Below are 23,754 nucleotides of genomic sequence, written 5' to 3'. Positions count from 1 at the left end.
CACACATGAATTTAGCTCAAGGGCATACACGGGGCTGCGAACCAGAGCGTTCGGGCCGCCGGTACTGGAGAAAGAAAGCATGAGCAACTGGTTAGTAGACAAACTGATCCCTTCGATCATGCGTTCCGAGGTCAAGAAGAGCTCGGTGCCTGAAGGTCTTTGGCACAAGTGCCCGTCTTGCGAGGCTGTGTTGTATCGTCCGGAGCTGGAAAAGACCCTGGACGTTTGCCCCAAGTGCAATCACCACATGCGTATCGGCGCACGCGCCCGTATCGACATTTTCCTCGACGCCGAAGGCCGTGCCGAGCTGGGGGCGGACCTGGAACCGGTTGACCGTCTGAAGTTCCGTGATGGCAAGAAGTACAAGGATCGCCTGACTGCTGCGCAAAAGCAGACTGGCGAAAAAGATGCGCTGATCTCCATGAGCGGCACCTTGCTGGGTATGCCCGTGGTGGTTTCGGCGTTCGAATTCTCCTTCATGGGTGGGTCGATGGGCGCCATCGTCGGCGAGCGCTTTGTTCGCGCCGCCAACTACGCGCTGGAAAACCGCTGCCCGATGATCTGCTTCTCCGCCTCCGGTGGTGCGCGGATGCAGGAAGCGCTGATCTCCTTGATGCAAATGGCCAAGACCTCCGCGGTGCTGGCGCGTCTACGTGAAGAAGGCATTCCGTTCATCTCCGTGCTGACCGACCCGGTCTACGGCGGTGTTTCGGCCAGTCTGGCGATGCTCGGCGACGTCATCGTCGGTGAGCCGAAAGCGCTGATCGGCTTTGCCGGCCCACGCGTGATCGAGCAGACCGTGCGCGAAAAACTGCCGGAAGGCTTCCAGCGCAGCGAGTTCCTGCTGGAGCACGGTGCCATCGATATGATCATTCATCGTCAGGAGCTGCGTCCGCGCCTGGGCAACCTGTTGGCACAGATGATGGGCCTGCCGACGCCTAAGTTCGTCGCGACCCCCATCGAGCCGATCGTGGTTCCACCGGTGCCAGCCAACGTATGACCCAACGTACCCTTGGCGAGTGGCTCGCCTACCTCGAGCAGTTGCATCCCTCGGCCATCGACATGGGCCTTGAGCGCTCGCAACAGGTAGCGTCCCGCATGGGGCTGGGTAAGCCGGCGCCTCGGGTGATCACGGTCACCGGCACCAACGGCAAGGGTTCTACCTGTGCGTTCGTGGCCTCGTTGCTGCGGGCCCAGGGCCTGAAAGTCGGTGTCTACAACTCTCCGCACCTGCTTCGTTACAACGAGCGGGTGCAGGTCAATGGCGTTGAAGCCACTGACGCCGAGCTGTGCGAAGCCTTCGCGGCGGTCGAGGCGGGGCGCGGCGACACGTCCCTGACCTATTTCGAGATGGGCACCCTGGCGGCGTTTTGGCTGTTCCAGCGTTCCGGGCTCGATGCCGTGGTGCTGGAGGTGGGGCTGGGCGGACGTCTGGACACGGTCAATGTGGTGGACGCCGACATGGCACTGGTCACCAGTATCGGGGTCGATCACGCGGATTACCTCGGTGATACCCGTGAGTCCGTGGCCTTCGAGAAGGCCGGTATCTTCCGCCAGGGCGCGCCCGCGCTCTGTGGCGACCTGAATCCTCCGCAGCCCCTGCTGGATAAAGCACGAGAGCTTAAATGCCCGTTTTTCCTGCGCGGGCGCGATTTCGATCTCGGTATCACCGATCACGACTGGCAATGGCGAGGTCTGGACGCTCAGGGGCGCGTGGTCGAGCTGCATGATCTGCCGTTGCTTGATCTGCCGATGGAAAACGCCGCGCTGGCGTTACAGGCTTATCTGTTGCTCGGGCTGCCGTGGGTGGATGCGCAGATTATTCAGGCGCTGCAGGCGACGCGGGTGGTCGGTCGTCTCGATCGTCGGTCGTTCGATTGGCAGGGCAAACGTCTTAACCTGTTGCTGGATGTGGGGCATAACCCCCATGCAGCGGAGTATTTGGCCCGGCGTCTGGCCAGTCGGCCACTGGCTGGCAAGCGTCTGGCGGTGTTCGGGTTGCTGGCGGACAAGGATCTGGATGGCGTCATTGCTGAGTTGAGTGCTAGTGTCGAGCACTGGGCTGTCGCGCCACTGGATTCGCCTCGGGCGCGGCCAGTGGCCGATTTGCGCGAAGCGCTGCATAAGCGCGGCGCTTCGGTAACGTCCTATGACAGCGTGGCCGCCGCCCTGGAAGGGCAGTGTGCGCTGGCGACGAGCGACGATGAAATTCTGTTGTTCGGATCATTTTATTGTGTCGCCGAGGCCCTTGAGTGGTTGGCTCGGCGCTCCACGGAGGAAGCGGCAAATGGCATTGCTGGATAAGGCTTACAAACAGCGCATGGTCGGCGCCCTGGTTCTGGTCGCGCTGGCCGTGATTTTCCTTCCGATGCTGTTTTCCCGTCAGGATGAGCAGCGCCAGGTGACTGTCGAGGCACCGACTGCGCCGCAAGCGCCGGCGATGGCACAAGTGCAGGTTGAACCGGTGGTCGTGCCTGAGCCCCAGGTTTTGCCGCAGGAGCCGGTGCCCAGCGACGATGAGATTGCCCAGGAAGCCAAGCCGACGCCACCTGTCGCGCCGAAAGTACCAGCCTTGCCGGTTCCGGCCGTAAAACCGGTCGCTCCTGCTCCGGCGCTGGCCGCCAAGCCTGCGACCGCACCTGCCCAGCCAATCACGGCCGCTCCGGGCAAGCCGGACACCACGCAAAGCCGTGTCGACGCCAATGGCCTGTCGATCAGCTGGTCGGTGCAACTGGCCAGCCTGGCTAATCGCGAAAGTGCGGAAAAGCTGCAGAAAACCCTGCGCAGCCAAGGCTACAACGCCTATATCCGTTCCACCGATGGCAAAAATCGGGTGTTTGTCGGTCCGCTGATCGAGCGTGCCGAGGCCGATCGCCTGCGCGATTTGTTGAACCGCCAGCAAAATCTCAAGGGTTTTGTGGTGCGTTTTCAGCCTGAGCGCGGCTAAATCTATCGCCTCGATTTGAAATGCACTGACAATCGCAGCTTACCGATAAGCATGGGCTCTGCTAAAATGCGCCGCCTTATCCGTCTGTAGGCTGCACTGTGCCATTTACCTGGGTTGACTGGGCGATCGTTGCAATCATCGCCATCTCCGCATTGATCAGTCTGAGCCGCGGCTTCGTCAAAGAAGCGCTGTCGCTGGTGACCTGGATCATCGCAGGAGTCGTTGCCTGGATGTTCGGTGGCGCATTGTCCGAGTACCTCGCCGGATACATCGAAACGCCGTCGGCCCGTGTGATCACGGGCTGTGCCATCATGTTTGTCGCCACGTTAATCGTAGGCGCAATGATCAATTATCTTATCGGCGAGTTGGTACGCGTCACCGGGCTTTCCGGGACCGATCGATTCCTCGGCATGGCCTTCGGTGCCGCGCGTGGCGTGTTGCTGGTGGTCGTGGCGGTCGGGCTGTTGAGCCTGGGGCCGGTACAGCAGGACGGGTGGTGGAAAGAGTCCCAACTCGTGCCAAAGTTTTTATTGGTCGCAGACTGGTCCAAAAACCTGATTCTCGGGTGGAGCAGTCAGTGGCTTGCCAGCGGTATCAGCGTACCCGCTGAAATACCGTTCAAGGAGCATCTCTTGCCGACGGCGAAAACGCCTCAGTGAGTTGTGTTCAGTTCAGATCCATTAAGTAGGGGTTGCGTCGCATGTGTGGCATCGTCGGTATCGTCGGTAAGTCGAACGTCAATCAGGCGCTGTATGACGCGCTAACCGTCCTCCAGCACCGCGGCCAGGACGCTGCCGGTATCGTGACCAGCCATGAAGGCCGGTTATTCCTGCGCAAGGACAACGGTCTGGTGCGTGACGTGTTTCATCAGCGTCACATGCAGCGTCTGGTCGGTCACATGGGCATTGGCCATGTGCGCTACCCGACTGCGGGCAGCTCGACCTCGGCCGAAGCTCAGCCGTTTTACGTCAACTCGCCTTATGGCATCACCTTGGCGCACAACGGCAACCTGACCAACGTTGAACAACTGGCCAAGGAGATTTACGAATCTGACCTTCGCCACGTCAACACCAGTTCCGATTCGGAAGTGCTGCTCAACGTGTTCGCGCACGAACTGGCCCAGCGCGGCAAGTTGCAGCCAACCGAAGAAGACGTATTCGCCGCCGTGACTGACGTGCACAACCGTTGCGTCGGTGGTTACGCCGTCGTGGCGATGGTGACCGGCTATGGCATCGTCGGTTTCCGCGACCCGCACGGCATCCGTCCGATCGTGTTCGGCCAGCGTCACACTGACGAAGGCGTCGAATACATGATCGCCTCCGAAAGCGTTTCCCTGGACGTACTCGGTTTCACCCTGATTCGCGACCTGGCACCGGGCGAAGCGGTCTACATCACTGAAGACGGCAAGCTGCACACCCGTCAGTGCGCGACCAACCCGTCCCTGACCCCGTGCATCTTCGAACACGTCTACCTGGCGCGTCCGGACTCGATCATCGACGGCGTGTCGGTCTACAAGGCCCGTCTGCGCATGGGCGAGAAGCTTGCCGAGAAGATTCTTCGTGAGCGTCCCGAGCACGACATCGACGTGGTCATCCCGATCCCGGACACCAGTCGCACGGCTGCTCTGGAGCTGGCGAACCACCTGGGCGTGAAGTTCCGCGAAGGCTTCGTGAAGAACCGTTATATCGGCCGCACCTTCATCATGCCGGGCCAGGCCGCGCGGAAAAAATCCGTACGGCAGAAACTCAACGCCATCGAGCTGGAATTCCGCGGCAAGAACGTGATGCTGGTGGATGACTCCATCGTGCGCGGCACCACTTGCAAGCAGATCATCCAGATGGCGCGTGAAGCGGGTGCCAAGAATGTCTACTTCTGCTCCGCAGCGCCGGCCGTGCGTTTCCCGAACGTCTACGGCATCGATATGCCGAGCGCCCACGAACTGATCGCCCACAACCGTTCGACCCAGGACGTGGCTGATCTGATCGGTGCCGATTGGCTGATCTATCAGGACCTGCCTGATTTGATCGAAGCGGTCGGCGGCGGCAAGATCAAGATCGAGAAGTTCGATTGTGCAGTCTTCGACGGCCAGTACGTGACCGGCGACGTCGACGAGGCCTACCTGAACAAGATCGAGCAGGCACGTAACGATGCCTCCAAGGTCAAGACCCAGGCGGTCAGTGCGATCATCGATCTGTATAACAACTGAATCATTACCGGCCCCTAGGGGCCGGTTTTGTATCTACCAACGAATTCTTATTTTTCAAGAACGGGGCAAGGAGTGACAGCATGAGTCAGGATTGGGATGCCGGTCGGTTGGACAGCGACCTCGAAGGCGTAGCGTTCGATACCCTGGCCGTACGTGCCGGTCAGCACCGTACGCCGGAAGGCGAACACGGTGATCCGATGTTCTTCACTTCCAGCTACGTATTCCGCACTGCCGCCGACGCGGCCGCACGTTTTGCCGGGGAAGTGCCGGGCAACGTTTATTCGCGCTACACCAACCCGACCGTTCGCGCTTTCGAAGAGCGCATTGCCGCGCTGGAAGGCGCCGAGCAGGCCGTGGCCACCGCGACCGGCATGGCCGCGATCATGGCGGTGGTGATGAGCCTGTGCAGTGCTGGCGATCACGTGCTGGTATCGCGCAGCGTGTTTGGCTCGACCATCAGTCTGTTTGAAAAATACTTCAAGCGCTTCGGCGTCGAAGTCGATTACGTCCCCCTGGCGGATTTGTCCGGCTGGGATGCGGCAATCAAGGCCAATACCAAATTGCTGTTTGTCGAGTCGCCGTCCAACCCGCTGGCCGAGCTGGTGGATATTGCCGAGCTGGCGAAAATCGCTCACGCCAAAGGCGCGATGCTGGTGGTCGACAACTGCTTCTGCACCCCGGCGTTGCAACAGCCGTTGAAATTGGGGGCGGACGTCGTCGTTCACTCGGCAACCAAGTTCATCGACGGCCAGGGTCGTTGCATGGGCGGTGTCGTGGCCGGTCGCAGTGAGCAGATGAAAGAAGTGGTCGGTTTCCTGCGTACCGCCGGGCCGACCCTCAGCCCGTTCAACGCCTGGATCTTCCTCAAGGGTTTGGAAACCCTGAATCTGCGGATGAAGGCGCATTGCGCCAATGCCCAGCAACTGGCCGAGTGGCTGGAGCAGCAGGACGGCGTCGAAAAAGTCCATTACGCCGGGCTCAAGAGCCATCCGCAGCATGAGTTGGCCCAGCGTCAGCAGAAGGGCTTTGGTGCGGTGGTGAGTTTCGAGGTCAAGGGTGGCAAAGAGGGTGCCTGGCGTTTTATCGACGCGACCCGCCTGATTTCGATCACCGCCAACCTGGGCGACAGCAAAACCACCATCACCCACCCGAGTACCACCTCTCACGGGCGTCTGGCGCCCCAAGAGCGTGAAGCTGCGGGCATTCGGGACAGCCTGATCCGCGTTGCGGTGGGGCTGGAAGACGTGGCTGACCTGCAAGCCGACCTGGCGCGCGGGTTGGCTGCCTTGTGATCGAAATGTCCACGCCAGCCGGCTCCAATGGCCGCGTTGCACTGGTTACCGGTGCCGCGCGGGGCATCGGCCTGGGGATTGCCGCCTGGCTGATCAGCGAAGGCTGGCAAGTCGTGCTGACGGACGTGGATCGGGTGCGTGGTTCGAAAGTGGCGAAGGTCCTTGGCGAAAACGCCTGGTTCATCGCCATGGACGTGTCGAACGAAGGGCAGGTGGCGCTGGGTGTTGCCGAGGTGTTGGGGCAGTTTGGGCGTCTGGATGCGTTGGTGTGCAATGCGGCGGTAGCCGATCCGCATAACATCACCCTGGAAAGTCTCGACCTGGCGTACTGGAATCGGGTATTGGCGGTGAATCTCAGTGGGCCGATGTTGTTGGCCAAGCACTGTGCGCCTTACTTGCGTGCTCACAGCGGGGCGATCGTCAATCTGGCCTCGACCCGCGCCGGGCAATCGGAACCCGATACTGAGGCTTACGCAGCGAGCAAGGGCGGTTTGCTGGCCTTGACTCATGCGTTGGCGATCAGCCTTGGCCCGGAGATTCGCGTCAATGCGGTCAGCCCCGGCTGGATCGATGCGCGAGACCCTTCGGTGCGACGCGCCGAGCCGTTGACCGATGCCGATCATGCGCAGCATCCGGCAGGCCGGGTAGGGACGGTCGAGGACGTGGCGGCGATGGTCGCGTGGCTGTTGTCGAAGAACGCCGGTTTCGTGACAGGCCAGGAGTTCGTGGTCGACGGCGGCATGACCAAGAAGATGGTTTACGAGTAGCCGCTGCAGGTCTCACGCTTCAAGCTGCCAGTTAAGGCCGCCCGAGTCAGTCCTGCTTACGCAGCTCCGCTCTACTCTTGCAGCTTGAAACTCGTCGCTAAAAGCTGTTTCTGAAAAAAACTTCAATCCTGCTATTGACTTAGGTTCGCTACCTGCGTAAATTTCGCGGCCTCGGAGATGCAAACGGGTGATTAGCTCAGCTGGGAGAGCGTCTGCCTTACAAGCAGAATGTCGGCGGTTCGATCCCGTCATCACCCACCACTCTCGAGAGTCTTGCGAAAGCAAGATGGAAGCTGAAATGCCTCCACCGACGCGCAGCGGTAGTTCAGTCGGTTAGAATACCGGCCTGTCACGCCGGGGGTCGCGGGTTCGAGTCCCGTCCGCTGCGCCATATTTTCCGAGTCAGATTCATCTGGTTCGAGATTGAAAAGCTACTGAGTTTTCAATCAGACGAGTTACCTGGACGCAAGTCCACAGCGATACGCAGCGGTAGTTCAGTCGGTTAGAATACCGGCCTGTCACGCTGGGGGTCGCGGGTTCGAGTCCCGTCCGCTGCGCCATATCTGCTCCGAGGCCCACTGAACGCCTTGGAGCTACGAAGAAAGCCAACTGCGCTACTTCGAGTCGATAGCAAAGACCCTGGTCGAAAGACCGGGGTTTTTTGTGTCTAAAATTTGACCTTTCTCCTGTTTTCCTCCTGGCTGCAACCCTTTATCCAGCACGCATCCCTGTAGGAGCGAGCTTGCTCGCGAAGGCGTCGGCACATTCAAAATTTACATCAGCTAGAACGGCGCTTTCGCGAGCAGGCTCGCTCCTGCAGGGAGGGTAGATGTGAGTTAGTTCAGTGGTTTGCTGCGGTGCAAAGTCGCAGTTTTTTGATTCTTTAGTCAGTTTTTTGTGTCTGGTTATTTGCCGCGAGCGCATAAGCCTATAAACTTAACCTTTCGGTCAGCTTTGCACTGCCACTACAGCCCTTTGCAGCGTCAAGGAAGGGCTTCTGCAAGACTCGAGATTTCCAGTACATAACCAGAAGGGCGGACCCCATAACCGCCCAGAGGATGATCCATGTCCAACCGTGAAATATCCCGGCGTTCGTTCCTTCAGGGCGGGCTGGTAGCGGGTGTGAGCGTGACGCTTACACCGCTCAGCAGTCAGGCGCTGGCCGCCTTGATGGAAAACAGCGTGACCGTGCCATCCGAGCAATGGCTCGGCAACAACGGCAAGGCGCGTGCCCGTAACGATGCCTTGTCCAAGGTCTGTGGCAGCAAGGTTTTTGCCCGTGATATCCGTTCCAGGGACATGCCGGGCTGGCCGCAACAACAAGGCCACGCGATGCTGCTGAAAACCGTCAAGGCTGATCGCATTTACGACGGTTACGACCTGTCATGGCTCGCTACCGATCTGCAGCCGGACCGCATCGTCACCGCCGAGGATCTGGTCAAGGACGGCATCGTCTTCCCGGAAGAACACGCCCCCGATCCATTGTTGCCGGTCGGCAAGGTACCCATGTTCATCGGTCACCCGGTGGCGATCCTTATCTGGAATGACTTCGAGCGTTTCCGCCAGGCCAAGGCCAAACTCAAGTTCAATGACAAGGCGATTCGCTACGGGGCCCAAGTGCCGTACTACGAAGGCGATCCCTATGGCAGCTTCCGCTACGTGCGGGTGGGCGGCGCGACCTCTGCGGACGAAGACGAATTCGCCAGCCTCAAGGATTCGATCCTGTTCCCGATGCTGCGCAATCGCCGTCCGGTGTGGAATTCCCAACCGAACCTGCACGGTAACCTGACCGAGCGCGGCTTGTTCTACGCCGAGCGCATGAAGCAACAGCTCGAGACGCCGCCAGACAACTGGCTGGTGTTCGACGAGCGCTACAAGACCCCGTCGATCGAACCGGCGGCGATGGAGCCGGACAACGGCAACGGCTGGTATGACCCGGCGAATAAGACTCTGCATTTCGTGGTGGCGACCCAGTGCCCGCTGGAAGCTGCAACCGAGACCGCGAAGATGATCGCGCCGTCGCGTTTCGGCCTGGCGAACCTGAACATGCACCCGGGTTACACCGTTGGCTACGGCTCGAAAGACCACAACATTTTCGTTTATTACGCCGCCTTGGCAGCGCTGTACGGCGCCGGTGTGCCGGTGCGTCTGGCCAACGATCGCTACGAGCAGTTCCAGAGCGGCATCAAGCGTCACCCGTTCGACATTCGCTATCAGCTGGCGGTCGACAAGAACGATCACAGCTTCAAGATTTTCCGCGCCGACATGAGCGTCGACGGTGGCGGACGGGTCAACTACAGCCCTTCGGTGGCGGCGGTGGGGGCCACGGCGGCGCAGTCGATCTACTACATGCCGCAGAACGATTTACAGGTCACGGCCTATCATTCCCGCGCCGTTGAAGCCGGGTCGATGCGTGGCTATGGCACCCTGCAGAGCATGGCGTCGACCGAGATGATGGTCGACGAAATCGCCGGTCGCTTGGGCGTCGATGCCATCGACCTGCGCAAGAAAAACGCCCTGCGTTCGGGCATGAAAAACACCCAGGGTGCAGTGCCGGCAGGGGCGTTGCGTCTGCACGAGATTCTCGACAAGGCGGCGGTTCACGAGGTCTGGAAAAACCGCGACGCGATCAAGAAGCAGCGCGAGGCGGCTGATCCGGATCACTGGTATGGCATCGGGTTCGCCATTTGCCAGAAAGACTTCGGCACCGGCTCCGAAGCGCCGATGGCCAGCATCGAATTCACTGCCGAAGGCCGCATCACCCTGCGCCACATAGGCATCGAAATCGGTACCGGCATGTCGACTTCGCAAGCGATGGTCGTGGCCGATTTCCTCGGTAACCCGGCGCACGAAGTAAAGACCGGCGAAACCGAATGGAAAGAGATGCAGCTGATGACCGGCGGCAACCCTTACATCATGAGCCAGGCCGAGCAGGACAACTTCCTGCGCAATCCGCGCTGGGTCGGCAAAATCGCTTCGGCCTCGTCGGCTACCAATTCGGCTTACTACTTCAGCCACGCCACCCGTGAAGCGGCACGTGTGCTGTTCAACCACGGTTTGTGGCCGGCGGCGCTGGAGATCTGGCGCCAGGGCCCTTATGGCGGCCAGGCCAACCCGTATGTGGTGCGTCGCGAGGATGCTCATTGGGTCGATGGCAAGCTGACCGCCAACGGCATGGAGCCGTTGCCGTTCGAAGTGCTGGCCAAGCGTGCTCACGAGCGCGGTCTGGTGACGGCCGCCACGGTGCACGGTTTCAACCGCTGGAGCTGGGCCGAGGCCGAGTTCAGCATCGATGGCGTGCGTGAGCGCTTGCCGCTCGATGGCCTGGCGGTCAAGTACGGCGACGGTGCACCGAAGGCGAAGCTGGCGCAAATGAACAGCGCCGGTTTCCATTTGCTGGATCGGCAGAACATCGCCTACCCGGCGACCCAGTTGAACAACGCAGCCGTGACCTACTACAGCCCTGTCGCCACGCTGGTCGAGTTGAAAGTGAACAAGGGGTCGGCGGAAGTCGAAGTGCTCAACCACCACTCGTGGGTCGAGTGCGGTCGGGTGCTGGTGCCCGAGCTGGTCAAGGGTCAGATCGAAGGCGGCATCGCCATGGGCATCGGCCATGCGCTGATGGAAGAAATGCCTCTGTACGAAGGCGGACCGGGGGAGGGTGACTGGAACTTCAACCGTTACCGCCTACCCATGGCGCGACACGTGGCGGTGTGGAAACAGACTGCGGAAATCCTGCCGCCATTGTCGCCGAGCGACCCGTCCAAGGGCATCGCCGAGGTGGTGATGATCCCGGTGGTCGGTGCCATCGGCAACGGTGTGGCTCACGCCATCGGCAAACGCGTACGCGACCTGCCTATCACTTCTGCACGCATCAAGGAGGCCCTCAATGGCTAACCGTCCACTTCAACTGACCCTCAACGGTCAATCCGTCGGCCCGGTGGACATCCCTGATGACCTGCCGATGATCGACTACCTGCACGAATACAAGAACCTTACCGGCTCGCGCCTGGGTTGCGGCCAGGGCATTTGCCATGCCTGTGTGGTCATCGTCGACAACCCTGACGGCACCAGCGAAGAAGTGCGCACCTGCATCACTGGCGCGCATTATTTCGAAGGCAAGAAAGTACGGACCATCGAAGGTCACGCGACCCGCGACGAGCAGGGCAAGGTCACCGAGCTGAATCCGATCCAGCAGCGTTTCGTCGACGAGTTCGCCTTCCAGTGCAGCTACTGCGCGCCCGGTTTCGTCAACGCGGCGACCGTGCTGGTGGAAAAGCTGCAGCGCCAGCCCATCGTCAAAAGCCAGTTGGAAAAGGTCATCGAGGACAGCCTTGGCCACCACATCTGCCGCTGCACCGGGTACGTGCGCTACTACAGCGCCACGCGCAACGTGCTGACCGATCTCGGCCTGGTCAAGGAGGGTTAAGCATGAAGCACCTACTTACCCGCCTGGCGCTGGCGGTCGGCTTGGCTGCGCCGGTGTTTTTGGTTCATGCCGATGATCAGGTTAAACGCGGCGAATACCTCGCTCGCGCCGCCGACTGCATGGCCTGTCACACCGCGCCGGGTGGCGCGCCGTTCGCGGGCGGTCTGCCGATCGTCTCGCCGTTCGGCACGATCTACGGCACCAACATTACCCCGAGCAAAGAGCACGGCATCGGTCTGTACAACGATGACGAATTCTTCGCCGCGTTGACGGAAGGCAAGCGCCGCGATGGTGCGAATCTGTACCCGGCGATGCCGTACACCTCGTATCACTTGATGCCGCGCGAGGACTCCGACGCGATTCATGCGTACCTGAAGACCGTCGAGCCCATCGAGCGTGCTGCGCCGGTGACCCGCCTGAGCTTTCCGTTCAACGTGCGCCTGGGCCTGATGGGGTGGAACATGCTCTACGGCAATGGCGTGAAACTGGCGCCGGCTGAAGGCAAAAGTGAAGCCTGGAAACGTGGCCAGTACATGGTTGACGTACTCGGCCATTGCGGCGAATGCCATACCCCACGCGGCTTGCCTGGTGCGATGCAACAGGACAAGCGCATGACCGGCGGTCTACTCAATGGCTATCTCGCGCCGAGCCTGCTGGCCACTGACCTGGCGGCTCGCGGCTGGAATCATCAGGACCTGAGCTCGTTCCTCAAGCACGGCATGAGCGCCCAGGGCACGATGTTCAACGAGATGTTCCCGGTGTTCCACAACAGCACCCAAGGCCTCAATGACCCGGACCTGGCAGCCATGGCGACCTTCCTGCTCGGCGATCAGCCGCCGACGGCAAAAGTGCTGACCGAAGTGCCATTGGAGCAATTGACTGCGAGTGCCCAGCGCGGGCGTCAGGAATATTTAAATGTTTGTGCCGGTTGCCATGCGGTGGGTGGTGAAGGCAAACCGCACATCGCTGTGGCCATGCGCGGCAACACAACGCTGCGCCTGGAAGATCCGCGCAACCTGGTGCGGGTGATCGACGATGGTATCGGCGAACAGAAATTTACCGGGTTCGAACACATGCAACCGATGCCGGGTTTTGCCCGGAAACTCAGTCAGGAGCAGCTCACTGATCTGCTGAACTACCTGCGTCAGGGCTGGGGCGGGCAATCGGGTGACCTGGCGGTAAACGACGTGCAGAAGCTGCGGGCAGAAGCTTCGCCGCTCGAGCACAAGGCGCACTGACATGCAGCATCTCGACCTGCAAGTGGTGCGCCGGGCTCTGGAGTGGTCGGCGGCCGGTCAGCGCGTCTGGCTGTGCACCGTGCTCGCCACCTACGGCTCGGCGCCCCGAGCGCCGGGCTCGCTGCTGGCGGTGAACGCCGAAGGGCTGTGGATCGGATCGCTGTCCGGCGGCTGCGTCGAGGAGGACTTCCTTGAGCGCGTCGCCGAGGGCGCCTTTGAGCAGGCGGTCAGCGTCGTTCGCTACGGTGAAGGCGATGACCCGCGCTCGCGGGTGAGCCTGCCCTGTGGCGGCGTGCTCGATGTGCTGGTGGAGAAGCTCGAGCCCGGTTGCGAGGAGCAAGCGCATTTGCGGGCGTTGGAGGCGGCGCTGTTGGGTCGACGCCGGTTGATCCGCGAAGTCGATCTGGCCAGCGGCGCGCGCAGTCTGGTCGATGATCGCGAGCAGGGCGTGCGGGTCGAGCGTGAGATCGACCGGGTCCGACTGCGCATCGGCGCGGCTCAGCGTTTGTTGCTGGCCGGGTATTCCAGCGTGGCGCACGCCTGCGCGGAGTTTGCCGTGGGCCTGGGCTTTGAAGTGATCCTCTGTGATCCGCGCGACGAGGTGCTGGAAGGCGTGGTGCTGGAGGACGTGGAGATCCGTCGCCAATTGCCCTCGGTGTTCATCGCCGATGGCGGCTGCCATAGCGATACGGCGGTGGTGGCACTGACCCACGATCCGCGCATCGATGACCTGGCTATGATGGAAGCGGTGCGCACCGAGGCGTTTTACATCGGTGTGATGGGGTCGGTGCAGACATCGCAAAAGCGCTTCGAACGGCTGCGGCGCATTGGCGGGCTGGGGGATGTCGAGCTGGCGCGGATTCATGCGCCGATCGGTCTGAACCTGGGCAGCAAGACGCCGGCGGAAATTGCGCTGGCCGTGCTGGCAGATATCTTGCGGATTCGCAGTGGAATTGCACGGGATCGACTTTGACGCGCTGTTAAAAGAAGGGGCCGCATCAAGCGGCCCTTTTCGTATCTGACGATCAGTACCCGAACTTGTCCCGCAATCCGTAATACCAGGCGCCCAATGCCGCAAAGGGTGTGCGCAGCAATTGGCCGCCAGGGAACGGGTAGTGCGGCAGGTCGGCAAAGGCGTCGAAGCGCTCCGCCTGACCGCGCAATGCCTCGGCCAGCACCTTGCCCGCCAGGTGCGTATAGGTCACGCCATGGCCGCTGCAACCCTGGGAATAATAGATGTTGTCGCCCAACCGTCCGACCTGAGGCAGGCGGGACAGGGTCAGCAGGAAATTGCCGGTCCAGGCGTAATCGATCTTCACGTCCTTGAGTTGCGGGAAAGCCTTGAGCATTTTGGGTCGAATGATGGCTTCGATGTTCGCCGGGTCGCGCGCGCCATACACCACGCCGCCGCCGAAAATCAGGCGCTTGTCACCGCTGAGGCGGTAGTAGTCGAGCAGGTAGTTGCAGTCCTCGACGCAGTAATCCTGAGGCAGCAGACTTTTCGCCAATGCATCGCCCAAGGGTTCAGTCGTAATGACCTGTGTGCCGCACGGCATCGACTTGGCGGCCAGCTCGGGTACGAGATTGCCCAGGTAGGCGTTGCCCGCCACGATGATGAATTTGGCCCGGACCTTGCCCTGCGGCGTGTGCACCACCGGGTTCGTGCCGCGTTCGATGCGCACTGCCGGCGATTGCTCGTAGATCGTGCCGCCCAGCGACTCGACCGCAGCTGCTTCGCCCAGCGCCAGGTTAAGCGGATGAATGTGCCCGCCGCTCATGTCGAGCATGCCGCCGACGTACTGATCGCAGGCCACTACCTCGCGGATGCGTTTTTGATCCATCAGCTCAAGCTGCGTGTGACCGAAACGCTCCCACAGGCGCTTCTGGGATTCCAGGTGACCCATCTGCTTGGCGGTGATGGCAGCGAACACGCCACCGTCCTTCAAGTCGCACTGGATGTTGTACTTGGCCACTCGCTCACGAATGATCCGCCCACCTTCGAACGCCATTTGCCCCAGCAACTGAGCCTGCCTGGGGCCGACACTGCGCTCGATCACGTCGATATCGCGGCTGTAGCTGTTAACGATCTGGCCGCCGTTGCGTCCCGACGCGCCGAAACCCACCTTGGCCGCTTCAAGCACCGTTACCCGAAAGCCGTTCTCCAGCAGAAACAGAGCCGAGGACAACCCGGTATAACCGGCGCCGATCACACAGACATCAGTCTCAACGTCATGCTGCAAAGCCGGACGCGGTGGGGTCGTATTGGCCGATGCGGCGTAGTAGGACTCTGGGTAGGGGGTGTGCGCCATCCTGCAGCCTCTGTTTAATATATTTTACGAGTGTGTTGATCCTACCCGAGTTAAAAAACGACCGCCAGCCACCGGAAAATCTTCTTTGCAGCAGCAAAATTAAATATTTTGCATATTCATAGGGTTAGCTCGAAAAAAGGTGTTGACACCCCTCCGGAATTCCGTAGAATGCCGCCTCACAGCAGGCACGTAGCTCAGTTGGTTAGAGCACCACCTTGACATGGTGGGGGTCGTTGGTTCGAGTCCAATCGCGCCTACCAAACAAAATCCGCTCTGCTGGGCGGTCTAGAGGGGTCACCGGAAACGGTGACCCCTTTTTGCTTTCTGCGTTTTGCAAAACTTTTGCAAAACTTTTGCAAAACCCCCACCTCAGAACGCCAATTCGGCGCCCACTTCGACGTACTCGATCGTCTTATCTCCGTGTCCTTCCTGATAATGCTTCGTCATCTTCTCGTCCGCATGACCCAACAACGCCTGGATGTATTCCATCGGGAAATTCTGCTGCTCATATAGCCATGCCCCTAAAGCGCGGATCTCGTGAAAAGTGGGGCGCTCGCCGGTCGGCAATTCTTCGTCAGCCTTCGAATCGTCCCGCGCCTGGGCGAAGGACTTGGTCAGGTAGTCAGGCGTCACCGCATTCCAGTGTAGCTTGGCGCCCCGCTGTGTCCGTTTGCGTGCCTTCGGCGAGTAGTGGGGACGATCAGCCTGCAGCAGCATAAAACCAGTCAGGTACAGGCCGGTACCGGAACGAGTGGGGTACCTGTGCCATGAGATACCGAAAGCTCGACGCCAACGGTGACTACACCTTTGGCCACCAGCAGGCTGACTTCTACCACGACACACCGCAGGCCCCGGCCCAGGCCGTGAGCACACGATTGAAGCTCGAGCAGGGCGAATGGTTCCTCGACAAAACCGAGGGTATGCCGTGGAGCACCCAGGTGCTGGGTGAACGAACTGTTGCCACGCGTGACTCTGCCGTTCAGCGGCGTGTGCTTGGCACGCAAGGCGTTACCCAGATCGACAGCTACGACAGCACCTTCGATCCAGAAACCCGAACCTTCATTCCCACGGTGGAAATCACCACGGACTTCGGGCAGACGACCATCAGCGAGACACTTTAAATGGCCTCTCCAACTGCACCGACCATTTCGGCGACCGGTATTTCCGCGCCGACTTACGCCGAAGTCCTAGCCTATCTCCAGTCAAAGTACCGATCGATCTACGGTGACGACATCTATCTTGAATCCGATTCGCAGGATGGTCAGTTTCTCGGTGTGATCGCCCTGGCCATCAGCGATGCCAATGCCGCGACGATTGCTGCCTATCTGTCGTTCTCGCCGGGCACCGCGCAAAAGGCCGCGCTTTCCAGCAACGTGAAGATCAACGGCATCAGTCGGGCGGTGCCGACGAACTCCCAGGCAGATCTGACCATTGTTGGCCAGGCGGGCACCGTGATTACCCAAGGTTTCGCCCAGGACCAGAACAACAACAAATGGGTGCTTCCGGCGACAGTGACCATCCCGCCTTCGGGCTCGATCATTGTTACGGCAGTTTGTGCGACGGCCGGCGCCATTTCGGCCGGGCCTGATCAGATCAACAAGATCGCCACGATGACGCGCGGCTGGCAGAGTGTTTCCAACGCCTTTCCAGCCAGTGAAGGCGCGCCAGTCGAAACTGATTCAGCGCTTCGCCAGCGGCAGAAGACATCTACGGCATTGCCGTCCCGAACCGTGCTTGAGGGCACCATCGGGGCCGTAGCCGGTGTTGCCGGTGTAACCCGGTACGTCGCTTACGACAACGACACCAAAGTCACCGACGTGAACGGAATTCCCGGAAACAGCCTGGCGATGGTAGTGGAGGGTGGTGATGTATCCGCTATCGCCTCAGCCATCGCAGGCAAAAAAGGCCCGGGTGGCGGGACCTACGGTACAACATCAGCGACGGTGATGAATGTCTACGGTATGCCGATCCCGATCAACTTTTTCAGGCCGACTTATCGCGCCATCACAGCGGCGGCATCCCTCAAGGCTTTGCCTGGATACACCTCGGCTATCGGCACTGCGCTTCAGCAGGCCGTATCCGACTACGTCAACCTGGTGGCAATCGGTGGCGGCCCCAGCGGAACGGTCGAATGGGCGGACGCGCTCACAGCGGCGAACAGCATTCCAGGCAGCAACACGTTCAAGCTGACCGCGCTCACGCTATCAGGCCCGGGCGGCCCCGGCACTCCTGACGTGCCGCTGGCATTCAACGAAGCAGCCTCCTGCACGCCGGCGAGCATTGTCCTAACGGTGACCTGACATGGCAGATATCAAGGACTACACCGGGAAAATTACCAGCCAGCACGCGGATAAGCCCAAGTACATGGCGATGGTTGAGGGCATTGCCCAGTGCTTTGTTGACACGAATGAGGTCGCCGCGGGGCTGCCTGAAGACTTTGATCTCGATAGTGCTGAAGACGCGCAACTTGATGATGTAGGTTTGTGGGTCGGGATATCGCGGAACATTTCTACACCGCTGACCAATGTTTATTTTGCGCTGGACACTGACGGCCTGGGGTTTGATCAGGGAGCATGGAAAGGGCCATTTGATCCGGATTCGGGCATAACCACGCTCGACAACGAAACCTATCGTACGTTGCTCAAAGCCAAGATTGGCGCCAACCGCTGGGATGGCACGCTCGAACAGTCGAAAGAGATTCTGGATTCGGTGTTCAGTGGTGATTCGCAGGTGTTCATCCAGGACAACCAGGACATGACCATCACCATTGGTGTAGCCGGCAAGGCGCCAAGTGCGATCGAGCTGGCACTGCTCACTGGTGGGTACATCCCCATCAAGCCACAAAGCGTCGGCGTTCTCTATTACATCGCACCAACCACTGACGGCCCGCTCTTCGGGTTCGATGTCGCCAATCAATACGTCGCCGGCTTCGATCAAGGAAGTTGGGGAAAAGTCTACTCATAACTCGGGGTTTTTATGCCAACGAATGACTTCTTGCCGTTCGGCTCTGCCGTGGGCGCCAATGTTATGTCTCAAGCAGACTACTTGGCTCTTGCAGCTCGTCTTAACGGATTTTCTTCGGGTACCGCCAACTCTGCTCAGTTGAACAAGGCCTGGCGCCAATCATCCATTGTGGCTGCCGTGATCGGGCAATTGATCGCCAACCGCTCTGGGCAGAACGCAGTCGACGACGGTACTACCGCTACGCTGCTGGCCAACCTCGAACTGGCAATCAACGGCCTATCGCAAATTGGCAGCGGTTCTTACGCCGCTGGAGGTGGCACGGCGAACGCGCACACAGCGGCGTTCAACCCGCCGGTTGCCGCGCTGACTGACGGCATGGTTCTCAAGTACAAAGCCTCCGTAGCCAACACCGGTGCCTGCACGTTCAACCCAAACGGCTTGGGCGCAAAACCCCTCGTTGGCTTCGGGCACAGCGCCCTTCAAGGTGGCGAAATCGTCGTCAACAGCGATGTTTGGCTGCAGTACAACACTTCGATTGGTGGCGGATCATGGGTTCTGATTGACAGTTCCGGGGGGGGCGTTGCAGGTCGCACCAGCAACCCGAAGCCAGCATGCTGTTCAATTCAGCCAGGTTGCGGGGGTTGTTGGGCAGGCCAGAAACCTCAGGATGTCAGTAGCAGCTGCATCCGCGACTGCGACGCTGACTGCTGATGAGATCGTCGTAGAAACCGCGCTTGGCGGACTGCGTTACTGTCTCGCAAGCTTCAACAAGACAATCAACCTGGCGACCACAGGCGCTGGCGGTATGGATACCGGCACAGCTCCGGTAAGTGGGTTTGTGGCCATTTATGCCATTTCCAATCCCACCACTGGGGTTTCAGCGCTTCTCGCGTCGAATGCCACGGCCGCGGCAGCAGCAGAGGTCTATGGCGGTGCAAATATGCCGGCTGGTTACACGGCGTCGGCGCTATTAACCGTTGTTCCAACCAACGCAAGCAGTCAGTTTGTGGCGTGTTACATAGCTGACAGACAGATCTTCATAGTTGGCGTGTACATTATCACCACAACAACGCAATCAGGGTCGCCAGTTCCGTTCTCGATTGCCGGTGTTGTTCCGAAAAATGCTAGGACTTGTCGAGGGAATATTCAGGTGGTTTCCAGTATTTCGGGTGCTACTATTGCAGCTACGTTTATGGGGTCAACTTCTTTTATTGGTAGTGGCGGAATTAACACAAACAACACTGCCGTGAATGGCGGACTAAACGTTCCATTTACAGATGTTCCTATAGTCACAGCGCAAACACTATTTTACACTGGTACGTCGACAGCCGGTACAATGACTATTTCCGGGACTATCACCTGCTACTCTATTTGAAGGATGGATTATGTTTGTACAATTTGAAGATGATAGTGAATCGGTTATTTTCTCGCTTTTTAGTTGTCCCCAAGATACTGATGTGTGGCTTAATCAAGGAGAGGTGCAAACATCTGACCCCCGTTACAAGACCTTCTATGAGTCACAAGCAGGATCTATACAGGCGATGCTACCATCTCCCGTATAATCCATAAGATATTTTTGTGTGCTATACGGCAAGGTAGCTATTAAGTAGTTCGATTCTAGGAACCATTTGGCGTTCGAAGCTAAATTCTCGAAGGATTGCCAGGCGTCCAGTTTGGCCGAGATTGCGCAACGCTTCCCTATCTCCGATGTAATACTGGAGTCGGTTGCAGATCATTTCGCAATCACGGGTAATAATCTCCATCTCGGCTGACGAGAAAATTGGCGTTCCGTCCAGATTCTGGTTCATGTTCTGATAGTCCGTCAAAAACATCGCTACTCCTTGCAGGCTAGCCTCGACGACGCAGGTTGTCGGGAATCCATCGAAGGTTTCTGGGTGGGACGGATCAAGTGCTGAGCGCTGGATGTTGGGAGACAGTATGACGTCCATAGATGCGTAGAACTCAGGGAAGAATGTCGACGGCCTTGTACCATAAAAGGTTACGTTGCGAGCATCTCCAAGATCTATCACTGAAGCGTCGAATCCGCCAACGATATGGAAGTTGATAGAAGGGTTGTTAGAGAATTTTTTTATGACATCGGCAAAAACGTCATACCCCTTTTCCGCTCCTATAGCTGAATAGCGTTGCGCAACGAAGCAAACATTGATCGCCGTTTGATCGATCGGTCGCGGTAAGGGTGGGGTATTGGTATATAGTTCTGGGATAATTCCGCCGAAAATATGAACGATTCGTTCAGGACTGCAAAAACGGTTGTCTACCAGATAGCGATATGATGTTATTTGAGTGGTTATGATCTTGGAGACCTTTGGGTTATCACAAAGTCGACGTAGCGAAGCATCAGATCGCGGACAGTTCGGAGCGAAACCACCACCTGGATAGAGGGTAAATATTAAATGCTGAGCTGAGGGGACCCCGATTTGCGTAAAGAAAAGGTCGGCGAGGTTCAAGAATACGCAATAGGCAACCTTAGGATTGCCAATATTATTTATATCAAAGCGCTTTATTCTTTCGTTGCTAACATCGCTTTTTTTTGCGAAGTCGTCAATCTGAGTTGCCAGCGCGCTTGATTCCCCGAAGTTGAACAGGTTTCCGTCAGGACGGCAATGAATCTCGCTATCTTCGATTGCAGTAAGATATGTTGAAAATTCCCCAAATCGGAAAGACGAGATCTTCGACGGAAACGCCGAATCCAAAAGAAGGAGTCCTTTATCTGAGGCTGATCGAACATTTACTGCTTCTGCATCCAGAATCTGCCGCATTGCGCGTTGGCAAATATCAGATATCTCGGGCGGCAGGTTCTGCATTGTTTGATTCTTGAAAAATTCTTGCTGTGCTAAGTGAAGTTCGCCTCGCTCGAACAACAAAATCGCATTCAGAGCAGATAGGACCCTTGACTCTGGGAAAATATTTAGAAGGTTTGAAATCAGTTCTTTTACGTCATTGATCCCATGCAGGCATTCATGCCTTATCCAACGTCCGACGACGAAGAACGCGGCCTGTTCGAAGTGCCCAATTAGCGATGGTGACTGCGAGAAGTCTTTTAGGGCGTCTTTGTATAGTGTAGCGGCAGCAGAAACTCGGTCGACGTCCCCAGACTCTAAGTCCAAGACAATACGCAATGTAATTGTCATCTGATCTGCTGGATTGTATTCGAGTGCGCGAGCAATTTTCGATTCAGCGTTAGGGGCGCGCAGGTTGAGTGGGTGCCTCCCCTCGGCATGTCCTGCGTCAATATAGTGTTGGAGCGGATCGACGCCCGCTGCGCCAATATCTGGATATTGCGTAAGGTAAAAATCTTTATCGAAAAGCGCTTCGCACATCAGGACATGCGTGCTAGGTGTGACGGTTAAAACTTCTTGCGCTGCCGGAGCAGAAGAGCTCTTCGTAAGCAGGCTATAAGCTTTGTTGGCACGCCCAAAGAGAAAGCGAAGTAACCTGTTCATTGTGCAGCTTTCCATAACGGATAAACCGTCGATCGTAGCACGCCACCCTCTATCTGAATTTTCACGACCGCCATCGCGTAGGTATTCCCTGGAGAAAAGCATGCCCCTCACCGCTCAGCAGTTGCTGCAGAGCCTCCCGAACGCCCGCAGCCCAGCGGGCGTTTTTGTTTCCGCGCTCAACACTGGGATGCGGCATTACCAAGTCGTAAGTCCAAAGCGCATGGCTGCCTTCATTGCCCAAATCGGTCATGAGTCAGGCCAGTTGCAGTATGTGCGAGAAATCTAGGGGCCTACCCCGATCCAAGCCAAGTACGAGGGCCGGGCAGATCTGGGTAATACCATGAAGGGCGACGGCTCCAAGTACCGGGGGTGGGGCCTGATCCAGATAACCGGCCGGGCCAACTATGCCGAGTGCGGCGAAACGCTTGGCCTGGACCTGATAAATCAACCCTAGCTGCTGGAACTGCCACAGCATGCGGCGATGTTGGCGGCCTGGTTCTGGGCAACGAGTGGCAGGCGAAGTGGGATAAGCTGGACGCCGACGATGCACAGGCAAAAGCAACCAACGAGGCCACCGAGCGCACCAGAACGCCGGAGACGGGTGGCCAATCTTTCGGATGGATGCGGACGACCTGGGGAAGGTGCAAGGATTTTATGGTCGCCAGAAGAAGCGAGATTACTGTAGGAATATACAACGCTAAATTATTGATTCTTATAGGGTGATTTGTCTGATTTTTACCTATGGAAAAAATCGAATATATCTTTAAAAATCAACACGTTGTGTTCGTGTCTTGGACACCTTGACGTGGTGGGGGTCGTTGGTTCGAGTCCAATCGCGCCTACCAAACAAAATCCGCTCTGCTGGGTGGTCTAGAGGGGCTCACCGAAAGGTGGGCCCTTTTTTGTTGCCTGGTGTTTGGACAAACGTCGGGAATATTTTGGGCACACGAACCACCGCGCGACATCTTCAGGTGGGCTTTCACGTTCATGAGCGCTGCTTGGCTATCGCTGCCCCGTCTTGGTATTGCGTACTCACGGAAGGTCGCCTGGTTGGTCCTGGGGGTCATTGCAGGCGTCGCGAGACCTGTCCAGTGGATGATCGTCATGGCGACCACGACCTATAAAGATGGCGTGATCGGTTAAGACGCCTGCGTCTTTGTTTCTCTTTACTGGGGCTGCAGGTGAGGTCAGCGAAGTGAGGAGGGCAGCTTTGAGCCTTTCGCAAACTCGACTGCCGCGGTAATGGCAGCCCGGGCTTGAGGGCTATTCTTCCAGCATGTCGAGCCTGACGCTGCGGATGCCTGGGCCAGGATGTCACCAACATTCGATGTGCCGAGTTCGGCAAGCGATTTGATCCCCATCTGTTCAAGCCGGGCAATGACAGCCGGGCCTACACCCTTGAGCGCTAAAAGAGCGGTTCTTTCTTCCAGTGAAAATGGCATCCGTGAAGTCCTTTTGATCAGTGAGCCCTATTAAGTTGGCCCAACGCTGCGGGTAAAGTCGGCAGGTTGCCGAATAATTAATGCAAAAACCAGTAGATGTCACTGTCGTCGCGCAGACTGGCCCTCGGGCCTTGAGCATTGATGAAAAACTGAATAAAAATCAGTTCCAGCTACATTGAACTGTCATCGTTGAATTGCATCCAACTAAAACAGACCACCCAACGTTTGTTTCGCGAAATTAAGCGGGAGGGCAAGTTGATGGGGCGGCGAGCGATGATTCGTTTTTTTGCGGCTTACTTGTCCATTTGCCTCTTGCTCCAATGGGCGGTGGTTCAGGCGTCCCCCTGGATTGCCTCTCGTGTTCTTTTGAGGTGGATCCTCTAACGCCGTAATTCAGGCGTAAAATGAGCCGTGCTACCTCCCCACGAGGAGTCTCCCATGATTTGCGACCCAACAAACAAACAGGCATCCGACGACAAGCTCGTCTGGGATCAATACTTCTGCGCTGCCTTGATTGCCGAAAGTCACCTGACCGCTCCGGTCGTCGGCGGCACCACTGGCGCTACTCACGAAGACAGACAGAATATGTTGATCGAAAGGGCCAAGGCGCTCGCCGACAAAATGATGGAAAACAGAAAGTGAACAGAGCCCAGCCATCGCGCTGGGCTCGTTTTTTCTACGGCCTGCCATGAATGG

Annotated in this window: 21 protein-coding genes, 4 tRNA genes and 1 pseudogene; 22 read left to right on the top strand and 4 right to left on the bottom strand. The window is 58.3% G+C overall.

Going from position 1 to position 23,754, the window contains the following annotated elements; genetic code table 11:
* Positions 1-79 precede the first annotated feature (79 nt).
* The 14 genes from accD (at position 80) to BLV61_RS06410 (ending at position 13,852) form a co-directional block, all read left to right on the top strand.
* The gene (gene accD, locus BLV61_RS06475) at positions 80-1,000 is read left to right on the top strand and encodes an acetyl-CoA carboxylase, carboxyltransferase subunit beta (protein ID WP_047531234.1); all 921 of its coding nucleotides are present in this window, start codon (positions 80-82) and stop codon (positions 998-1,000) included.
* Positions 997-2,304, top strand: a complete 1,308-nt coding sequence (folC, locus tag BLV61_RS06470) for a bifunctional tetrahydrofolate synthase/dihydrofolate synthase (protein WP_090463665.1) — start codon at positions 997-999, stop codon at positions 2,302-2,304. The genes accD and folC overlap by 4 nt, the downstream gene beginning before the upstream one ends.
* Positions 2,288-2,947, top strand: a complete 660-nt coding sequence (locus BLV61_RS06465) for an SPOR domain-containing protein (protein WP_090463662.1) — start codon at positions 2,288-2,290, stop codon at positions 2,945-2,947. The genes folC and BLV61_RS06465 overlap by 17 nt, the downstream gene beginning before the upstream one ends.
* A 98-nt stretch (positions 2,948-3,045) precedes the next feature.
* Complete coding sequence (locus BLV61_RS06460; RefSeq protein WP_047531228.1) at positions 3,046-3,606, top strand: CvpA family protein; 561 nt, start codon at positions 3,046-3,048, stop codon at positions 3,604-3,606.
* 41 nt (positions 3,607-3,647) lie between these two features.
* Positions 3,648-5,153 carry an amidophosphoribosyltransferase gene (purF, locus tag BLV61_RS06455; protein ID WP_047531226.1) on the top strand — a complete coding sequence of 502 codons (1,506 nt, stop codon included), beginning with the start codon at positions 3,648-3,650 and terminating at the stop codon, positions 5,151-5,153.
* A gap of 80 nt (positions 5,154-5,233) precedes the next feature.
* Positions 5,234-6,445: an O-succinylhomoserine sulfhydrylase gene (locus BLV61_RS06450; RefSeq protein WP_090463659.1), complete on the top strand. Its 1,212-nt coding sequence runs from the start codon at positions 5,234-5,236 to the stop codon at positions 6,443-6,445.
* Between the two features lie 5 nt (positions 6,446-6,450).
* Complete coding sequence (locus tag BLV61_RS06445) at positions 6,451-7,212, top strand: SDR family oxidoreductase (protein ID WP_161793936.1); 762 nt, start codon at positions 6,451-6,453, stop codon at positions 7,210-7,212.
* A gap of 185 nt (positions 7,213-7,397) precedes the next feature.
* Positions 7,398-7,473: transfer RNA gene (locus BLV61_RS06440), tRNA-Val, on the top strand.
* A gap of 53 nt (positions 7,474-7,526) precedes the next feature.
* A tRNA-Asp gene (locus BLV61_RS06435) sits at positions 7,527-7,603 on the top strand.
* 92 nt (positions 7,604-7,695) lie between these two features.
* Positions 7,696-7,772 (top strand) — tRNA-Asp (locus tag BLV61_RS06430).
* Positions 7,773-8,277: 505 nt separating this feature from the next.
* A complete protein-coding gene (locus BLV61_RS06425) occupies positions 8,278-11,109 on the top strand; it encodes a xanthine dehydrogenase family protein molybdopterin-binding subunit (protein WP_090463656.1) in 2,832 nt (943 codons plus the stop codon).
* Positions 11,102-11,641, top strand: a complete 540-nt coding sequence (locus BLV61_RS06420; RefSeq protein WP_007982256.1) for a (2Fe-2S)-binding protein — start codon at positions 11,102-11,104, stop codon at positions 11,639-11,641. Before BLV61_RS06425 ends, BLV61_RS06420 begins: the two co-directional genes overlap by 8 nt.
* 2 nt (positions 11,642-11,643) lie before the next feature.
* Positions 11,644-12,879, top strand: coding sequence for a c-type cytochrome (locus BLV61_RS06415; RefSeq protein WP_090463652.1), 1,236 nt, complete (start codon positions 11,644-11,646; stop codon positions 12,877-12,879).
* A gap of 1 nt (position 12,880) precedes the next feature.
* The gene (locus BLV61_RS06410; protein ID WP_090463648.1) at positions 12,881-13,852 is read left to right on the top strand and encodes an XdhC family protein; all 972 of its coding nucleotides are present in this window, start codon (positions 12,881-12,883) and stop codon (positions 13,850-13,852) included.
* Between the two features lie 52 nt (positions 13,853-13,904).
* Here BLV61_RS06410 and BLV61_RS06405 read toward each other — a convergent pair whose 3' ends face one another.
* Positions 13,905-15,188, bottom strand: coding sequence for an NAD(P)/FAD-dependent oxidoreductase (locus tag BLV61_RS06405; protein ID WP_090463644.1), 1,284 nt, complete (start codon positions 15,186-15,188; stop codon positions 13,905-13,907).
* A gap of 183 nt (positions 15,189-15,371) precedes the next feature.
* Here BLV61_RS06405 and BLV61_RS06400 point away from each other — a divergent pair.
* A tRNA-Val gene (locus BLV61_RS06400) sits at positions 15,372-15,448 on the top strand.
* 109 nt (positions 15,449-15,557) lie between these two features.
* On the opposite strand, the gene BLV61_RS06395 is transcribed toward BLV61_RS06400, so the two are convergent.
* Positions 15,558-15,905 carry a tyrosine-type recombinase/integrase gene (locus BLV61_RS06395; protein ID WP_090463641.1) on the bottom strand — a complete coding sequence of 116 codons (348 nt, stop codon included), beginning with the start codon at positions 15,903-15,905 and terminating at the stop codon, positions 15,558-15,560.
* Between the two features lie 50 nt (positions 15,906-15,955).
* On the opposite strand from BLV61_RS06395, the gene BLV61_RS06390 reads away from it, so the two are divergent.
* Genes BLV61_RS06390 through BLV61_RS06370 form a run of 5 tightly spaced genes read left to right on the top strand, consistent with a single transcriptional unit; the run spans position 15,956 to position 19,527 of the window.
* Entirely contained in the window at positions 15,956-16,309 is a 354-nt protein-coding gene (locus tag BLV61_RS06390) for a contractile injection system sheath initiator (RefSeq protein WP_090463638.1), read from the top strand.
* Positions 16,310-17,488, top strand: a complete 1,179-nt coding sequence (locus tag BLV61_RS06385; RefSeq protein ID WP_090463635.1) for a baseplate J/gp47 family protein — start codon at positions 16,310-16,312, stop codon at positions 17,486-17,488. It begins immediately after the preceding gene.
* A 1-nt stretch (position 17,489) separates the two neighbouring features.
* The gene (locus BLV61_RS06380) at positions 17,490-18,152 is read left to right on the top strand and encodes a DUF2612 domain-containing protein (protein ID WP_090463632.1); all 663 of its coding nucleotides are present in this window, start codon (positions 17,490-17,492) and stop codon (positions 18,150-18,152) included.
* Between the two features lie 12 nt (positions 18,153-18,164).
* Positions 18,165-18,863, top strand: coding sequence for a hypothetical protein (locus tag BLV61_RS31425; protein WP_208604202.1), 699 nt, complete (start codon positions 18,165-18,167; stop codon positions 18,861-18,863).
* Positions 18,820-19,527: a phage tail protein gene (locus tag BLV61_RS06370; RefSeq protein WP_090463629.1), complete on the top strand. Its 708-nt coding sequence runs from the start codon at positions 18,820-18,822 to the stop codon at positions 19,525-19,527. The genes BLV61_RS31425 and BLV61_RS06370 overlap by 44 nt, the downstream gene beginning before the upstream one ends.
* Positions 19,528-19,735: 208 nt before the next feature.
* Here BLV61_RS06370 and BLV61_RS06365 read toward each other — a convergent pair whose 3' ends face one another.
* Positions 19,736-21,616 (bottom strand): glycosyltransferase family protein, encoded by a 1,881-nt coding sequence (locus BLV61_RS06365; protein WP_090463626.1) that lies wholly within the window; start codon positions 21,614-21,616, stop codon positions 19,736-19,738.
* A 100-nt stretch (positions 21,617-21,716) separates the two neighbouring features.
* On the opposite strand from BLV61_RS06365, the pseudogene BLV61_RS06360 reads away from it, so the two are divergent.
* A pseudogene (locus tag BLV61_RS06360) lies at positions 21,717-22,130 on the top strand (glycoside hydrolase family 19 protein); the annotation flags it as partial.
* A gap of 673 nt (positions 22,131-22,803) precedes the next feature.
* Here the strand turns inward: BLV61_RS06360 and BLV61_RS06355 are convergent.
* Complete coding sequence (locus BLV61_RS06355; RefSeq protein ID WP_090463623.1) at positions 22,804-23,058, bottom strand: Pathogenicity locus; 255 nt, start codon at positions 23,056-23,058, stop codon at positions 22,804-22,806.
* Positions 23,059-23,496: 438 nt separating this feature from the next.
* Here BLV61_RS06355 and BLV61_RS06345 point away from each other — a divergent pair, with 438 nt between their 5' ends.
* Complete coding sequence (locus tag BLV61_RS06345; RefSeq protein ID WP_090463620.1) at positions 23,497-23,700, top strand: hypothetical protein; 204 nt, start codon at positions 23,497-23,499, stop codon at positions 23,698-23,700.
* The last annotated feature ends 54 nt before the right edge of the window (positions 23,701-23,754 follow it).

It is taken from the genome of Pseudomonas mohnii, from assembly GCF_900105115.1.
In the GTDB taxonomy this organism is placed as follows: Bacteria; Pseudomonadota; Gammaproteobacteria; order Pseudomonadales; family Pseudomonadaceae; genus Aquipseudomonas; species Aquipseudomonas mohnii.
This window is presented reverse-complemented; position numbering and strand designations above follow the sequence as displayed.

Bases quoted from the DNA above. Each gene is read 5' to 3' on its own strand.
- accD (WP_047531234.1), top strand. From the start codon at position 80: ATGAGCAACTGGTTAGTAGACAAACTGATCCCTTCGATCATGCGTTCC.
- folC (WP_090463665.1), top strand. From the start codon at position 997: ATGACCCAACGTACCCTTGGCGAGTGGCTCGCCTACCTCGAGCAGTTG.
- BLV61_RS06465 (WP_090463662.1), top strand. From the start codon at position 2,288: ATGGCATTGCTGGATAAGGCTTACAAACAGCGCATGGTCGGCGCCCTG.
- purF (WP_047531226.1), top strand. From the start codon at position 3,648: ATGTGTGGCATCGTCGGTATCGTCGGTAAGTCGAACGTCAATCAGGCG.
- BLV61_RS06450 (WP_090463659.1), top strand. From the start codon at position 5,234: ATGAGTCAGGATTGGGATGCCGGTCGGTTGGACAGCGACCTCGAAGGC.
- BLV61_RS06445 (WP_161793936.1), top strand. From the start codon at position 6,451: ATGTCCACGCCAGCCGGCTCCAATGGCCGCGTTGCACTGGTTACCGGT.
- BLV61_RS06425 (WP_090463656.1), top strand. From the start codon at position 8,278: ATGTCCAACCGTGAAATATCCCGGCGTTCGTTCCTTCAGGGCGGGCTG.
- BLV61_RS06420 (WP_007982256.1), top strand. From the start codon at position 11,102: ATGGCTAACCGTCCACTTCAACTGACCCTCAACGGTCAATCCGTCGGC.
- BLV61_RS06415 (WP_090463652.1), top strand. From the start codon at position 11,644: ATGAAGCACCTACTTACCCGCCTGGCGCTGGCGGTCGGCTTGGCTGCG.
- BLV61_RS06410 (WP_090463648.1), top strand. From the start codon at position 12,881: ATGCAGCATCTCGACCTGCAAGTGGTGCGCCGGGCTCTGGAGTGGTCG.
- BLV61_RS06405 (WP_090463644.1), bottom strand. From the start codon at position 15,188: ATGGCGCACACCCCCTACCCAGAGTCCTACTACGCCGCATCGGCCAAT.
- BLV61_RS06395 (WP_090463641.1), bottom strand. From the start codon at position 15,905: ATGCTGCTGCAGGCTGATCGTCCCCACTACTCGCCGAAGGCACGCAAA.
- BLV61_RS06390 (WP_090463638.1), top strand. From the start codon at position 15,956: ATGAGATACCGAAAGCTCGACGCCAACGGTGACTACACCTTTGGCCAC.
- BLV61_RS06385 (WP_090463635.1), top strand. From the start codon at position 16,310: ATGGCCTCTCCAACTGCACCGACCATTTCGGCGACCGGTATTTCCGCG.
- BLV61_RS06380 (WP_090463632.1), top strand. From the start codon at position 17,490: ATGGCAGATATCAAGGACTACACCGGGAAAATTACCAGCCAGCACGCG.
- BLV61_RS31425 (WP_208604202.1), top strand. From the start codon at position 18,165: ATGCCAACGAATGACTTCTTGCCGTTCGGCTCTGCCGTGGGCGCCAAT.
- BLV61_RS06370 (WP_090463629.1), top strand. From the start codon at position 18,820: ATGTCAGTAGCAGCTGCATCCGCGACTGCGACGCTGACTGCTGATGAG.
- BLV61_RS06365 (WP_090463626.1), bottom strand. From the start codon at position 21,616: ATGAACAGGTTACTTCGCTTTCTCTTTGGGCGTGCCAACAAAGCTTAT.
- BLV61_RS06355 (WP_090463623.1), bottom strand. From the start codon at position 23,058: ATGCCATTTTCACTGGAAGAAAGAACCGCTCTTTTAGCGCTCAAGGGT.
- BLV61_RS06345 (WP_090463620.1), top strand. From the start codon at position 23,497: ATGATTTGCGACCCAACAAACAAACAGGCATCCGACGACAAGCTCGTC.